The 14,421-nt window shown below is 73.8% G+C and carries 15 protein-coding genes; 11 read left to right on the top strand and 4 right to left on the bottom strand.

Annotated elements, in window-relative coordinates:
• Positions 1–269 precede the first annotated feature (269 nt).
• Positions 270–1,037, bottom strand: coding sequence for a winged helix-turn-helix transcriptional regulator (locus ACTVAJ_RS23305; protein WP_470390369.1), 768 nt, complete (start codon positions 1,035–1,037; stop codon positions 270–272).
• Positions 1,038–1,147: 110 nt separating this feature from the next.
• On the opposite strand from ACTVAJ_RS23305, the gene ACTVAJ_RS23310 reads away from it, so the two are divergent.
• The 9 genes from ACTVAJ_RS23310 to ACTVAJ_RS23350 all read left to right on the top strand — a co-directional run bounded on the left by ACTVAJ_RS23310 (position 1,148) and on the right by ACTVAJ_RS23350 (position 10,014).
• A complete protein-coding gene (locus ACTVAJ_RS23310) occupies positions 1,148–1,405 on the top strand; it encodes a MoaD/ThiS family protein (protein ID WP_470390370.1) in 258 nt (85 codons plus the stop codon).
• A gap of 34 nt (positions 1,406–1,439) precedes the next feature.
• Positions 1,440–1,706, top strand: coding sequence for a glutaredoxin family protein (locus ACTVAJ_RS23315; protein ID WP_470390371.1), 267 nt, complete (start codon positions 1,440–1,442; stop codon positions 1,704–1,706).
• A 450-nt stretch (positions 1,707–2,156) separates the two neighbouring features.
• Entirely contained in the window at positions 2,157–2,852 is a 696-nt protein-coding gene (locus ACTVAJ_RS23320; RefSeq protein WP_470390372.1) for a redox-sensing transcriptional repressor Rex, read from the top strand.
• Between the two features lie 149 nt (positions 2,853–3,001).
• Positions 3,002–4,528, top strand: a complete 1,527-nt coding sequence (locus ACTVAJ_RS23325; RefSeq protein WP_470390373.1) for a glutamyl-tRNA reductase — start codon at positions 3,002–3,004, stop codon at positions 4,526–4,528.
• Entirely contained in the window at positions 4,525–5,484 is a 960-nt protein-coding gene (gene hemC, locus ACTVAJ_RS23330) for a hydroxymethylbilane synthase (RefSeq protein WP_470390374.1), read from the top strand. Before ACTVAJ_RS23325 ends, hemC begins: the two co-directional genes overlap by 4 nt.
• 103 nt (positions 5,485–5,587) lie before the next feature.
• The gene (locus ACTVAJ_RS23335) at positions 5,588–7,276 is read left to right on the top strand and encodes a bifunctional uroporphyrinogen-III C-methyltransferase/uroporphyrinogen-III synthase (RefSeq protein ID WP_470390375.1); all 1,689 of its coding nucleotides are present in this window, start codon (positions 5,588–5,590) and stop codon (positions 7,274–7,276) included.
• 36 nt (positions 7,277–7,312) lie between these two features.
• Positions 7,313–8,311, top strand: coding sequence for a porphobilinogen synthase (hemB, locus tag ACTVAJ_RS23340; RefSeq protein ID WP_470390376.1), 999 nt, complete (start codon positions 7,313–7,315; stop codon positions 8,309–8,311).
• A gap of 146 nt (positions 8,312–8,457) precedes the next feature.
• Positions 8,458–9,072 carry a bifunctional DNA primase/polymerase gene (locus ACTVAJ_RS23345; RefSeq protein WP_470390377.1) on the top strand — a complete coding sequence of 205 codons (615 nt, stop codon included), beginning with the start codon at positions 8,458–8,460 and terminating at the stop codon, positions 9,070–9,072.
• 81 nt (positions 9,073–9,153) lie between these two features.
• On the top strand, positions 9,154–10,014 hold the full coding sequence (locus tag ACTVAJ_RS23350) for a hypothetical protein (RefSeq protein WP_470390378.1): 861 nt from the start codon (positions 9,154–9,156) through the stop codon (positions 10,012–10,014).
• Between the two features lie 35 nt (positions 10,015–10,049).
• On the opposite strand, the gene ACTVAJ_RS23355 is transcribed toward ACTVAJ_RS23350, so the two are convergent.
• Both ACTVAJ_RS23355 and ACTVAJ_RS23360 read right to left on the bottom strand, forming a co-directional pair.
• Entirely contained in the window at positions 10,050–10,718 is a 669-nt protein-coding gene (locus tag ACTVAJ_RS23355) for a response regulator (RefSeq protein WP_470390379.1), read from the bottom strand.
• Complete coding sequence (locus ACTVAJ_RS23360; protein ID WP_470390380.1) at positions 10,715–12,061, bottom strand: sensor histidine kinase; 1,347 nt, start codon at positions 12,059–12,061, stop codon at positions 10,715–10,717. Before ACTVAJ_RS23360 ends, ACTVAJ_RS23355 begins: the two co-directional genes overlap by 4 nt.
• A 204-nt stretch (positions 12,062–12,265) precedes the next feature.
• Here ACTVAJ_RS23360 and ACTVAJ_RS23365 point away from each other — a divergent pair, with 204 nt between their 5' ends.
• Entirely contained in the window at positions 12,266–12,934 is a 669-nt protein-coding gene (locus ACTVAJ_RS23365) for an SdpI family protein (RefSeq protein ID WP_470390381.1), read from the top strand.
• Positions 12,935–12,968: 34 nt separating this feature from the next.
• On the opposite strand, the gene rraA is transcribed toward ACTVAJ_RS23365, so the two are convergent.
• Entirely contained in the window at positions 12,969–13,451 is a 483-nt protein-coding gene (gene rraA / locus ACTVAJ_RS23370; RefSeq protein ID WP_470390382.1) for a ribonuclease E activity regulator RraA, read from the bottom strand.
• A gap of 254 nt (positions 13,452–13,705) precedes the next feature.
• Between rraA and ACTVAJ_RS23375 the strand changes: the two genes are divergently transcribed.
• Positions 13,706–14,371 (top strand): phosphatase PAP2 family protein, encoded by a 666-nt coding sequence (locus tag ACTVAJ_RS23375; protein WP_470390383.1) that lies wholly within the window; start codon positions 13,706–13,708, stop codon positions 14,369–14,371.
• Positions 14,372–14,421 lie beyond the last annotated feature (50 nt).

A 14,421-nucleotide genomic window follows, 5' to 3' on the forward strand; every position in this document is an offset into this window, starting at 1 on the left:
CCCGGGCTGTGTTTGTTGTGGTCCTGCGCTGCGCTTCGGACCGGGTTCGGGCGCCTGGGAGGCGGTGTGCTTCCTTCTCGGCTTCGCCTGCCGCTCGTACCTCGCTCGCGGCTCACCTCGTCGTGCAGCACCCCGCCGGCGCCCGAACGGTGACCCCCGGGGGGGTGACCGTTCCGGGGAGCGGGACCTGGGGCGCGCGGGACGGCGACCGGGACCCCGTCGGTCCCGGTCGTGCCGACCGTGCTCCCCGCGCGGCCGCTCCGCCGCCGCTACGCCCCGCTGTTCTCCGGGGTCCGGGCGGCGGGCAGCGACTCGGCTCCCTCGCCCTGCCCCGGGGCGGCCTTGGCCACCGGGTCCGGGACGAAGCGGTAACCCACGTTGCGCACGGTGCCGATGAGCGACTCGTACTCCGAGCCGAGCTTGGCGCGCAGGCGCCGGACGTGGACGTCGATGGTGCGGGTGCCGCCGAAGTAGTCGTACCCCCACACCTCCTGGAGGAGCTGCGCCCGCGTGAACACGCGGCCGGGGTGCTGTGCCAGGAACTTCAGGAGTTCGAACTCCTTGAAGGTCAGGTCCAGGATGCGGCCCCGCAGCCGGGCGATGTAGGTCGCCTCGTCGATCACCAGGTCACCGCGGCGGATCTCGTCCGGGTCGTCGGAGCCCGCGTCGGCCGAGCCCACGGCCAGACGGAGCCGCGCCTCGACCTCGGCGGGTCCGGCGCTGGTCAGGATGAAGTCGTCGACCTGCCAGTCCGGGGTCAGCGCCGCGACGCCGCCCTCGGTCAGGACGACCAGCAGCGGGCAGTCCAGCCCCGTGGTGTCGAGCAGGCGGCAGAAGTTCCGGGCGGCTGCCAGGTCGGTTCGCGCATCGACCAGAATGGCGTCGACGGGAGCGCTGGAGCTCCCGTTGCCACCGGAGGCCAGGAGCGCGCCAGCCTCAGCGGGCGCCACCCGCACCGAGTGCAGGAGGAGTCCGAGAGCGGGCAGCACGTGGTCGGACGGTTCGTTCGAGTTCGTCAGTAGCAGCAGATGGCTCATGCGTCTCTTCTCGTCAAACCCGCGTGATGCGGACGATCGAAGGCGCCTTTGCCCCCGGTGAAGATTTGTCGAATACGTCGCCTCCGAGCAACACCAAGGATAATCAACAGATGGCGAAGTGCACTATCAGGTACTGGGCCGCGGCCAAGGAAGCGGCCGGAACGGCCGAGGAACACGTCGAGGCGGGGACGCTCGCGGAGGCCCTGGCGGCGGCGTGTCGGCTGCACCCCGACGACCGCTTCCAGCGTGTTCTCGGGGCTTCGTCGCTCCTGGTCGACGAACGGCCGGTCGGTCGGCGGGCGCACGGGGAGGTCGCCGTCACGGACGGCACTGTGATCGAGGTCCTACCGCCGTTCGCCGGAGGGTGAGCCCGTCGAAAACGGTTCGGAACACGGAGGAGACATGGACGAAACACCGGAATGGGCGCGGCGTGCGCGCGTCGTCGTTCTCGGCAAGCCGGAATGCCACCTGTGCGAGGAGGCGTGGTCGGTCGTCGAGCGGGTCGCCGCCGACGTCGGCGCGACCCGGGCCGAGGTACGGCTCGACGAGGTGAGCGGGGCCGAGCGCGAGGAGTACTGGGACAAGATCCCGGTGACCTTCGTGGACGGGCGCCGACACGACTTCTGGCGGGTGTCGGAGAACCGTCTGCGCACCGCGCTGCGTGCCTGAGGGGCCGCCGCGCCACTCCGCGGCGGGAAGGGATGCGACTTTTCCGGAGAATGCGGATGAAGCGCAACAAATCTTCCCATCGGATTCCCGCCGGACGTCCGGAATGCCCGTCTCGGCCATACCGGTTCCCGGTGCGGCGGCGGCCTTCCCCGAAGCGGCCGGGGAGGGCGCGCGCGACGCGGAATCCGCCTGCCCGTACCACTGTTCGCCCCCTGACCTCGCGCGGGGGAATGCGCCGCGGTGCGCCGTTCCTCTGTGCGGGTCCGGGGCCGCGGCGGGTGGGAACTTATGGAGCGGGTCTCACAGGGCACCCCACTTTGTGCGCGCTTTCACAAGCACGTAATCTGTGGGGCACAGACCAGTCGGGGAAGGACGACGCACCGGCCCCCACGGCGCGCCGATCAAGGCCCGCACCCCGTCCGCACCACAGCCGCTCAGGAGCGCCCGCCTGTGACCAGTCGTCCACACCGGCCCCGGGAGAGGGGAATCCCCGAAGCCACCGTCGCCAGGCTGCCGGTCTACCTCCGCGCACTCCAGGCACTCCAGGAACGCGGGATCCTCACCGTCTCCTCCGAGGCGCTCGCCACGGCCGCCGGTGTGAACTCCGCCAAGCTCCGCAAGGACCTGTCCCACCTCGGGTCCTACGGAACGCGCGGCGTGGGGTACGAGGTCGAGTACCTCGTGTACCAGATATCGCGTGAGCTTGGTCTCACCCAGGACTGGGCCGTGGCCATCGTCGGCATCGGCAACCTGGGGCGCGCACTGGCCAACTACGGGGGCTTCGGCTCGCGCGGGTTCCGTATCGCGGCCCTCCTCGACGCCGACCCCGGGGTGGTCGGGCGGAGTGTGGCGTCCATCCAGGTGCGGCATATTGACAGCCTGGAGGAGGTTGTGCGTTCCAAGGGCGTGTCCATCGGGGTCATAGCGACGCCGGCGGCGTCCGCCCAGGGTGTGGCGAGCCGGTTCGTGGAGGCGGGGGTGACCAGCATCCTCAACTTCGCGCCCGTGGTGCTCAATGTGCCGGACGGGGTCGATGTGCGTAAGGTCGACTTGTCCATCGAACTCCAGATCCTGGCCTTCCACGCGCAGCGCAGGGCCGACGGCGACGGCCGCGACGCGCGGACGGCGGGACTGGAACTGACGTGAGACCGACACCGGGGCCGTGAGGCCTGCATGAGCGGCGACGAGCGAGCGTGCGCCGCGTCTCGGGAGGGGCCGCACACGGGGCTGGCGAGCCGTACCCGAGTATGGAGAGAAGCTGTGTAGGCCCGCATAGGACGCATGGGAGAGATCGGATGAGTGTCCTGGCCGTGGGGTTGAGCCACCGGAGTTCACCGGTGGCGCTGCTCGAACGCGTCGCACTGAACGGGGAGACGCGAACCAGGGCGGTCGGCGACATGCTCGGCTCCGACTCCGTGAACGAGGTCATGGTGGTCTCCACCTGCAACCGCACGGAGGTCTACGCCGACGTCGCGACCTTCCACGGCGGCGTCGCGACCGTCACCGAACTCCTCTCCTGGCACACCGGTGTCCCCCTGGGCGAGCTCTCCGAGCACCTGTACGTGCACTACGAGGACCGCGCCGTCCAGCACCTCTTCTCCGTCACCTGCGGCCTGGACTCCATGGTCGTCGGCGAGGGCCAGATCCTCGGCCAGGTCCGCGACGCCCTCAAGGAGGGCCAGGAGCACGCCACCGTCGGCCGGGTGCTCAACGACCTCGGCCAGCGCGCCCTGCGCGTGGGCAAGCGCGCCCACACCGAGACCCACCTCGACCACGCCGGGGCGGACATGGTCAGTTTCGGCCTCGGCGAGGCGCTGCGCCACCTCGGCGCCCCCGCCGCCCCCGAGCCCGCCGAGGTCACCGTCGACCGCACCACCCCCGCCGAGGGCGTCGTCGCCCCGGCGGGCTGCCCCATGTCCGGTGCCCCCGCCGCCCCCGCCGACTCCACCCCCTCCGCGGTCTCCGGCACCGGGGTCGCCCGGCCCGCCCCCGCGACGCTGTCCGGTGTCCGTGTTCTCGTCCTCGGCGCGGGCTCCATGAGCGCCCTGTCCGCCAACACCGTCGCCCGCCAGGGCGCCAGCCGTGTGGTGGTCGCCAACCGCACCCACGAGCGCGCGGCCCGACTCGCCGAGTGCCTCACCGAGGCCTACGACACCGTCGACGCCCACGCGGTGCCCTTCGACCGTGCCGCCGCCGCCCTCGCCGACGTCGACCTGGTCATCTCCTGCACCGGCGCCCAGGGGCTCGTGCTCGCCGCCGACGCCGTCGCCCCGGCCGCCGAGGGGCGCCACAGACCCCTGGTCTTCCTCGACCTCGCCCTGCCCCGCGACATCGACCCCCACGTGCGGGACCTGCCCGGGGCGCGCCTGGTCGACATCGAGGACCTGCGCCAGGCGGCCGCCACCGGCACCGGCGGCACCGACCGCTCCGGGTCCCTCACCCTCGTCCGCGGGATCGTGGAGGAGGAGGTCGCCGAGTTCGGCGCCGTCCGCCGCGCCAACCAGGTCACCCCGACCGTGGTCGCCCTGCGCGCCCAGGCGCAGGACGTCGTCGAGGCGGAGCTGACCCGCCTGCACGGCCGCCTGCCCGACGACCTCGGACCCAAGGCGCGCGAGGAGATCACCCGCGCCATGCGCCGGGTCGCCGACAAGCTCCTGCACCGGCCCACCGTGCGGGTCAAGGAACTGGCCAAGGCGCCGGACGGCGAGTCCTACGAGGCGGCCCTCAGAGAACTGTTCGACCTCGACCCCCAGACCCCGGAGGCGCTCGCCGCCCCCGCGGCACAGACCCATGCGGAGCGCTCCGCGCAGGAGAAGGCATGACCGGCACCACCGCCAAACTCGGCACCCGTCGCAGCACCATGGCGACCACCCAGTCCCAGATGGTCGCGGACGCGATCACCGAGCGCACCGGGCAGGCGATCGAGCTGGTGCTCATCACCAGCTTCGGCGACGTCACCAAGGCCCAGCTCACCCAGCTCGGCGGCACCGGCGTGTTCGTCAACGCCCTGCGCGACGAACTGGAGGCCGGGACGATCGACTTCGCCGTCCACTCGCTCAAGGACCTGCCCACGGCCCCGGTGGACGGCCTCACGCTCGCGGCCATCCCCGAACGCGACGACCCGCGCGACGCCCTGTGCGCCCGCGACGGCCTCAAGTTCGCCGACCTGCCGCCGGGCGCTCGCGTGGGCACCGGCTCCCCGCGCCGCGCCGCCCAGCTCGCGGCGCTCCGCCCCGACCTGACCTTCGTCCCCATCCGCGGCAACGCCGAGACCCGCCTGGGCAAGATCGCCTCCGGGGAGGTCGACGCCGTGGTCCTGGCCTACGCCGGCCTCGGCCGGGTCGGCCGCCTCGACGACGTCACCGAGGTGTTCGACCCCGAGCAGATCCTGCCCGCGCCGGGGCAGGGCGCCCTCGCCGTCGAGTGCGCCGCCGGGCGCGCCGCCGGGGACCTGGCGCACCTCTCCGCCGTGGACCACGCTCCCACCCGCGCCGAGGTCGTCGCGGAGCGGACCGTGCTGGCCGAACTGGAGGCGGGGTGCGCCGCGCCGGTCGGCGCCTACGCCCAGTACCGGGACGGCCGGCTCCGGCTGCGCGCCGCCGTGGTCGCCACCGACGGCGGCACCGCCGTGCGCCGGGAGCGCGTGATCGACCTCGACTCACCCGAGGACCTGGCCGCCGCCACCGGGCTCGGCCGGGACCTGGCACGGGAGATGATCGCCGAGGGCGCCGACGGCATCGTCGCCGCGGCCTTCACCGAGAGGGACGAGACACAGTAGGAGCCAGCCGGCGGACCGCCCGCACGCCCGGTCCCGCCGCACCGCCACCGCCCCGGAACCCCGCACCCCGGGAGCAGGCGACCCACACACGAGGAGCCAGTACGTGAACGCCAACGCCAACCCCCAGCCCGAGGAGTCGCGCGCCGCAACGCGGTCCGGACACGTGGCGCTGGTCGGTTCCGGCCCCGGCAGCGCCGATCTGCTGACGCTGCGCGGCGCCGACATGCTGCGCCGCGCCGACGTGGTCATCACCCTCAACGAACCGGCCCGGGAGGAGCTCGCCGGATTCCGCGAGGGGCTGCTCGCGCACTGCTCCGACGACGTGTCCGTGATCCAGGCGGACGAGTGCGGCGGCGACGTCAACGCCCTCGCCGTCACGCGCGCCCGCGAGGGGCAGCGCGTGGTGCGCCTGTACTCCGGCGACCCGTTCTTCGGCTGCCGGGGCGGGGAACTGGTCGCCGCCTGCCACCAGGCCGGGATCGACGTCGACGTGGTCCCCGGGGTCTCCACCGTCACCTCCGTGCCGACCTTCGCGGGCATCCCGCTGCTGAACGACGGGAACCCCGAGGCGCGGATCCTCAACGCCCGCGACCACGGCGGCGCCGAGGTCGACTGGCACGAGGCGGCCGCGAGCGACGCCACGCTGGTGATCCTGGGCGCCGACGCGCCCCCCGGGGAGACCGCCGCACACCAGGGCCCCGGGATCGACGTGCTGTGCAAGACCCTCATCGCGGGCGGGCGCCCGCCGACGACGCCCGTGGCGGTCGTGCGCGCGGGCGGCACCACCCGCCAGACCACGGTCACCTCGACGCTCAACCGCCTGGTCGCCGAGCTCAGGGCCAAGGACGCCAAGGGCCACCACCTGACCGTGCCCGCGCTGATGGTCGTCGGGGCGCCCGTGGGCCGCCAGTCCGAACTGTCGTGGTACGAGACCCAGTCGCTGTTCGGCTGGCGCGTGCTCGTGCCGCGCACCAAGGAGCAGGCCGCCGCCCTGTCCGAGCAGTTGCGCGGCCACGGCGCCGTGCCCGAGGAGGTCCCCACGATCTCCGTGGAGCCGCCGCGTACGCCGCAGCAGATGGAGCGCGCCGTCCGGGGCCTGGTCACCGGCCGGTACCAGTGGGTGGCGTTCACCTCGGTCAACGCGGTGCGGGCGATCCGCGAGCGGCTGGAGTCCTACGGGCTCGACGCGCGCGCCTTCGCCGGGGTGAAGGTCGCCGCCGTCGGGGAGGCCACGGCCGCGGCCGTGCGCGACTTCGGGATCCAGCCCGACCTGCTGCCGCCCGACGACGTGCAGTCCAGCGCTGGGCTCGTGTCGGTGTGGCCGCCCTACGACGCCGAGATCGACCCCATCGAGCGGGTCCTGCTGCCGCGCGCGGACATCGCCACCGAGACCCTGTCGGCGGGCCTCGGCGACCTCGGGTGGGAGGTCGACGACGTCACCGCCTACCGCACCGTGCGCGCCGCCCCGCCGCCCGCGCCGATCCGCGAGGCGATCAAGGGCGGCGGGTTCGACGCCGTGCTGTTCACGTCCTCCTCCACGGTGCGCAACCTCGTGGGTATCGCGGGCAAGCCGCACAACACGACCGCCATCGCCGTCATCGGCCCGGAGACGGAGAAGACCGCCGTCGAGTTCGGGCTGCGCGTCGACGTCGTCGCGGCCAAACCCTCCGTTTCGGCCCTCGTGGACGCGCTGTCGGAGTACGGTGCCGCCAAGCGGCGTGAGGCGGTCGAGGCGGGCAAGCCCGTCCTGAAGCCGAGCCAGAAGCGCCGCGGTCGCCGCCGCAAGCTCTGAGCCGCCCGCATCCGACGACCACCGGGGAGATCCCACATGACCGCCTCCAGCCACGACGCCGCGTTCCCCGCGGTCCGGCCGCGCCGACTGCGCCGGGGCTCCGCGCTGCGCCGCCTCGTCGCGGAGACCCGCGTGCTTCCGGAGAACCTCGTCCTGCCGATGTTCGTCAAGGAGGGGCTGACCGAGCCGGCGCCGATCTCCTCGATGCCCGGCCAGGTGCAGCACACGCGGGACAGCCTGCGCGAGGCGGCGGCCGACGCGGCCGCGGCGGGCGTCGGCGGGCTGATGCTGTTCGGCATCCCCCGGGAGAAGGACGAGCGCGGTTCGGCCGCCGACGACCCGGACGGCGTCGTGCAGGCGGCCCTGCGGGACCTGGCGTCCGAGGTCGGTGACGACATCGTGGTCATGGCCGACCTGTGCCTGTGCGAGTACACCTCGCACGGCCACTGCGGCCCGCTGATGACCGACGGTCAGGTGGACAACGACCTCACCCTGGAGCGGTACGCGTCCATCGCGGCGGCCCAGGCCGAGGCGGGCGCCGCCGTGGTGGCGCCCAGCGGGATGATGGACGGCCAGGTCGCGGCGATCCGCGCGGGACTCGACGGCGCCGGTCACCCGGGGGTGCCGATCCTCGCCTACGCCGCCAAGTACGCGTCCGCCTTCTACGGGCCGTTCCGGGAGGCGGCCGAGGGCGCGCCCCAGTTCGGGGACCGCTCCGGGTACCAGCAGGACCCGGCCAACGCGCGCGAGGCGCTGCGCGAGGTCGCCCTGGACGTCGCCGAGGGCGCCGACATGGTGATGGTCAAACCGGGGCTGGCCTACCTCGACATCGTCGCCAAGGTCGCCGAGTCTTCGCCGGTACCCGTGTCGGCCTACCAGGTCAGCGGTGAATACGCGATGATCGAGGCGGCGGCGGAGCGCGGATGGCTCGACCGCGAGCGCGTCATCGTCGAGACGCTCACCTCCTACCGCAGGGCGGGGGCCGAGCAGATCCTCACGTACTGGGCGACCGAGGCGGCACGCCTGCTGCGGTGAGGGACCGGGCCCTCACGCCTCCGGTCGCGGCCACCGGGCGTCGGGCCACCAGCCACCGGCCGCGTCCGGACACGTACGACCGACCAGCGGGGGGCTCCATGACAGGTGTGCTGTATCGACGCAGAAGGCGGCACACGACCGAGAACATGATGGAGTCCGCGCTCCGCTACGCACGGCTGGGCTGGCCGGTCGTGCGCGGGGCCGCACCCGGTGAGGACCGGGCGTGCACGTGTGACCGGATGGGCTGCCCTGACCCCGCGGCGCATCCGGTCACCATGGCGTGGGGCGTGGAGGCGAGCACCGACACCGACACCATCCGCCGGTGGTGGACCGCCTCCCCCGACGCGAACGTGATCCTGCCGACCGGTCGGGTCTTCGACGTGTTCGACGTGCCGCGTGAGGCCGGTGTGATGGCGCTGGCGCGGATGAGCCACGCGGGTGTTCCGGCGGGCCCCGTCGCGGCGGTGGAGTCCTCGCGGTACCTGTTCTTCGTGGCGACGCGCTCACCGGTGGACGAGGACGAGTGGTGGTCGTGCCACCTGGACTGCGTTCCGGAGACGGTGGAGGCGACCCCCGGCCTGCGGTGGCACTGCCGGGACAGCTTCGTCCTGGGCGCGCCGTCGGTACTGCCGTCCGGAGGCCGGGTGACCTGGATCCGGGCCCCCTACGACGAGGGCGGATCGGTGCCGCTGCCGGACCCCATCGCGGTGCTCGACATCCTCGCGGACGCGAGCGAGGAGTTCGCCGGGAGGGGGCGCTGACCGGACCGGCGACCGGAGCGTCCGCGGACCGGAACCGGCCCGGCGGACCGGCCACGGGGACGATGGCATAGGTTCGTCCGGGTGAATGGACAGACCCCGCCCCCATCCGTACCGCCGTCCCCGTACGCCTCCCAGGACCCCGCCGTGGTGCCGGGCCCTGCGCCGGGCGCCCAGCGACCGCCCGGGCGGTCGCCCGGAGCGCCGCGGGCCCGCCGCGGGCGCCGGGTCCCGACCGCGGTCGTCGTCGGCGGAGCGGTCGTCGTGCTCCTGGCGGCGGCCGGCGGCGGATTCGTCTTCGGCGCCGTCCGGGCCGGTGCGGACATCGCCGCGTCGGCGGCGGAGTCGGCGCGGGAGGGCCGTGCGGACGGGACCCCGGCCGTCGTGGACGGAGCCGACCCCGGGGCCGAGGCCGAGGCGGCGGAGGGCACCGCCGACCCCGGCCGCGCGGACCTGGGCGGACCGCGGGTGGCGGCGGCGGGCATCACCTTCGGCGTTCCCGCCGGGTGGGAGCCCCTGGAGTCCCTGCCCCCGGACATGTCCATGACGGCGGACGGCCCCGATGCCGAGACCGCGCACGCGCTGACCCGGCCCGACGGCACGATCGTCGCCTACACCAGCGTGATCACCGCCCGGGGGACGGTCACGGGAGGCAGCGCCGACCTCGCGACCCTGTACCAGTCCCTCTTCGGTTCGGTCAGCGGGACCGCCGACGTGTGGGACGAGGAGGCCGTCAGCCCCCACGACGTGCCCGGGAGCCCCGACACCACCCGGGTCGACCTGCGCTTCTCGCCCTCGCTCCACGGTTCCATGCTGGTCGTGGACACCGGGGCGCCGACCTACACCATGCTGTTCGCCGTGGTGAACGAGTCGGTCGCCGCGACCGAGGAGGAGACCGGCGACGCGGTCGTCGACGCGGTCCTGGCGTCGGTGTCGGTGCTCTGAGGCGCGCGGCCCACGCTCCGCGAGGGGCCGCCGCCTCAGGAGCGGCCGCGCCCGTTGACCCACAGGGCCAGGCCGGTGCGGTCGCGCAGTCCGAGCTTGCGCAGGATGCCGGTGACGTGGTTCTTGGCCGTGCCCTCGGTGATGAACAGGGCGCGCGCGATCTCCCGGTTCGTGGCGCCGGTCCCGACGAGGCGGGCCACCTCCCCCTCCCGCGCGGACAGCGGTGACTCCGGGGCCGCGGGGGCGTCCGACGGGCGGGCGGTCGCGGGTCCGGCGTCGCCCAGCGCGGTGACCAGGCTCCGGACGGCCGGGGCGCCGAGCACGGTGGCGCCCCGGGCCGCCTGGTGGACGGCCAGGACCAGATCCTCCGGCGGGACGTCCTTGAGCAGGTGGCCGCGCGCCCCCGCGCGTAGGCCGCCGACGACCAGCGCGTCGTCGTCGAACGTGGTGAGGACGATCGCCGCCACCCCGGGGTGCCGGTCGCGCATCGCCGTGATGAGCTCGATCCCGTCCATGCGGGGCATACGCGCGTCCACCAGGGCCACGTCCGGCGGCGGATCGGCCGCCGCCAGGAGCTCCAGGGCCTCGACCCCGTCCGCGGCGGTCCCGACCACCTCGACGTCCTCCTCGATCTCCAGGAGCTTGCGCAGGCCCTGCCGCATCAGCGCCTGGTCGTCGACGACGAGCACGCGGACCCGGCTCACGCGGCACCCTCCCGGACACCCTCCGGTCCCACGGGCGCGGTGGCGGGTCCGGCGCCGCCGGACCCGGCCGTCTCGGGGGTCCCGCCTGTCATGGCGGGGCCGGCCGGAACCTCCACCCGGAGCCGGAACCCGGTGCCGCGGTCCCCCTCGGGCGGGGAGGAGGCGCGGACGGTGCCGCCGACGGCCTCGGCCCTCTCGGCGAGGCCGCGCAGGCCGAAGCCGTCGGCCGCGGCCTCCTCCGGTGCGCCCCGGCCGTTGTCGGTGACGCGGACCGCCACCCCGTCGGGGCGCGCGGCCACGACGACCTCGATCCGATCTCCCCCGGAGTGCCGGAGCGCGTTCGTCAGCCCCTCCTGGAGCGCGCGGTAGCAGACCAGTTCGGCCTCCCCGGACAGTTCGGGCCAGCTCCCGGTGGCGGTGAACACCACACGCACGCCGCCGCCGTCGAAGGAGTCGGCCATCGCGCGCATGGCCGCCAGTCCCGCCCGTCCCTCCAGGCTCAGGGGGCGCAGGGCACGTACCCAGCGACGGGTGTCGGTCAGAGCCTCACGGGCCAGGTCGCGAGCCTGGCGCACCTCCGCCCAGGCGGCCTCGGTCCGGGCCTCGCGGAAGCGCAGGGCGTTCGACAGGGCCAGGGTGAGCGCGGTCAGGTAGTGGCCCGTGCTGTCGTGCATCTCCCGGGACATGCGGGCGCGTTCCTCGGCGACGGTCAGCTCCCGGACCCGCCGGGACCGGCGGCGCAGCTCCGCGTGGGCCTCCTCCAGTTCGGCCAGGACCTCGCGCGTGCGCTCGGCTCTGCGGGCGGCGACGACGAGGGCGGTGAAGACCGTTCCGCAGACCACGGACAGGAAGCCCAGCCGGCCCGCCGCGACCAGGGACTCCCAGAGCGCCACCTGGGGGAGGGCGAGGGCCACTGCCACGGGGAGGGCCACGGTGCAGCCGGTGTAGGCGAACCAGCCGGGCGGTCCGAAGACGGCCACCGCGTTCACTGTGGCGACGCACACCAGCAGGAACGTCACGTAGTTGTTGCCCAGGCAGCCGAGCACGGACAGGACGAGGAAGGCGCCGCTGGCGGCCCGACGGAGCCGGGAGGCCCCGGGCGACCAGGGCAGGAGGGGCCAGAGCGCGCAGCACAGCAGGGGGGCGGCCAGGCTGGCCGCGACCACGATCTCGGCCCGCGTGCCTGCTGGGGGGAGGGTCTCCCCGCGTCCCAGGACCAGCGCGTAGAGCGCCAGCGTGAGCAGAGAAGCCCCCCAGAAGAGTGCGTGCAGGGCCCGGGGCGGGCGGTCTGCGCGCAGGGCGATCCAGCCGGACAGGTCGGGGAGGGAACCGGGTGTCGGCATGCCCCGAGGGTAGCCGTGCCGGGCGCCGCGCTCCGGTGGCACGGGGTCATGCCCGGGTCACGTCCGGGACCGTGACCTCTGGCACGCCGCGCGGCGCACGGGGAGGTGACCGCACCGTTCCACACGGTCGATGCGCCCGGGGAGGACCTTTTCCTAGCGTCTTTCCCACGAACGTTCAGCGGTACGGGAAGGGTCGTGGAATTCATGACGGAAACGCAGTTCAGGGCGGGTTTTCCGGTGCTCGGGGCGGTGTTCTCGATCGGCTGTGCCGGTCTCATGGCGGCCGTTTCCTGGGCGGCGTGGCCCGACCTTCCGGAGGTGGTCCGCACCGGCACGAGGGGGACCGGACCCACGTTCGCCCCGAGGTGGCTGTTCACGGGTGTCATGCCCGCCACGGTGCTGTTCCTGGCGGTGCTCCTGTCGGTCCTCCCGGCGCTGGGCGCGCGGTGGCAGCGGTGGCTGGAGCTTCCCGGAGCGCTGACGCCGCACGGCACGGCGCGGGCCATGGACACGGTCCTCGTCCTGTTGTCGGTGTTCCTCCTGACGGTCCACGCGACGGTCGTCCTCGACGCGGCGGGGCGGGAGGTACCCGTCGAGCGGATCACGGGCGTGAGCGTGGGCGCCCTGTTCGCGGCGGTCGGACTGCTCCTAGCGCGGGCCGAGCCCGCGGCATCCCCGGAGAACGCCCTGGTGTCCTGGTGGAGGGGCGCCCGGTGGCCGGTCGGGACCGCGGTCGCCGGGTACGGAGCCGCCGTCGCCGTCGCGGGGCTGCTGGTGCCGCACCCGGTGGTGGTGGTCACCTGCGCACTGCTGCTGGTCCCGGCGATCGTCACCGGGATCGTGGTCCACCACCTGAGGACGCGGAGGGGGTGAGCGGGCGGTGGATCCCGCCGCCCGCCCCGCGCGCCTACACGCGCTCGGCGTTGACGACGATCCCGTCCTCGTCGCTGTAGAGCCACTCGCCGGGCACGAAGGTGACGTCCCCGAAGGTGACCGGAACGTCCAGCCGACCGGCGGCGTCCTTGGCGGACTTGCGCGGGTTGGAGCCCAGGGCCTTCACCCCCAGGTCGAGTCCGCCCAGCGCGACGGTGTCGCGGACGGCGCCGTGGATCACCACCCCCGCCCAGCCGTTGGCCACGGCGGCCTCGGCGATCATGTCGCCCATCAGGGCCGAGCGCAGGGAGCCGCCGCCGTCCACGACCAGCACCGCGCCGTCACCGGGTGTGTTGAGGACCTGCTTGACCAGGCCGTTGTCCTCGTGGCACTTGACGGTGCGGAGGGGACCGGAGAACACGGGGCGTCCGCCGAACCGCCGGAACTGCGTGGAGCAGCTGCGCAGGGTGTCGCCGTGGTCGTCGATGAGGTCCGCGGTGGTGAAGTTCGTGGTCATGCCGACTCCCGTGGGTGGAGAAAGGTGTACGCCACCAAAGCTACTCACCGGTAGGAAACCGTCTTCGGTCGGGATCACCCGACTCCTTCGTCGATGTGACGCCGCAGAGGGCGCGAATCGGTCGTATTCGATGGCAGGATAAGGGCCTTCCCTTCATTTTCCCGTGGGAATCCCGTCACCTGTTGGTCGCTTTCCGGCTGTCCAGCGTTCCCCCGAGCGTGCGGTTCTTCCCCGATCGACCCCTGTGGAGAGAGATGGTCTCGGAGATCGTCGCCGTCAGCGCCCAATGGTCGCGAGCCGTGGTCGGAGCGGTCGCGGAACTCGACCCCCGGATACAGCACACCTTCGACGTGGGCACCGAACTGCTCCTCGGGGTGTTCGCGCTGCTGTTCGTCGCCTCGTGGTGGAGGGCGCGCTCCATCGACGCGCGCACGGTCGGCCTGGCGCTGTTCGCCCCCGTCGCCACGGTCATCGCCTACCTGGTCAGCCGCTCGCTCAAGGAGGTCGTCGCACAGCAGCGCCCCTGCCAGGCGATGCCCGACCTGCCCGCCGTCGCCACCTGCCCGCCCGCCGGTGACTGGTCCTTCCCGAGCAACCACGCCGCCATCGCGGGGGCCTGCGCCGCCGTCCTCGTCATCGCCTGGCGCCGCATCGCCGTCGTGGTCGCCGTCTTCGCGGCGGTCGAGGCCTTCTCCCGGGTCGTCGTCGGCGTCCACTACCCCCACGACGTGACCGTCGGCCTCCTCGTCGGCGCGCTCGTGGCCACGCTGGTCTCACTCGCCCTGGCCCGACCCCTGACCGTGCTCGTCGAACGGCTCGCGCGGATCGCCCCGCTGCGCCCGCTGCTGCGCGCCGAGGCGCGGTTGCGCCCCGCGTCCGAGGACGGGGAGCCCCGGGACCGGACCCTCGCGGGCGTCTGAGCCCGCGGCGCCCGCGCCCGGCGGCTCCACCGCCCACGGTGGTCCCGGAG

The organism is Nocardiopsis sp. KDC1DS13DA1 (genome assembly GCF_055632325.1).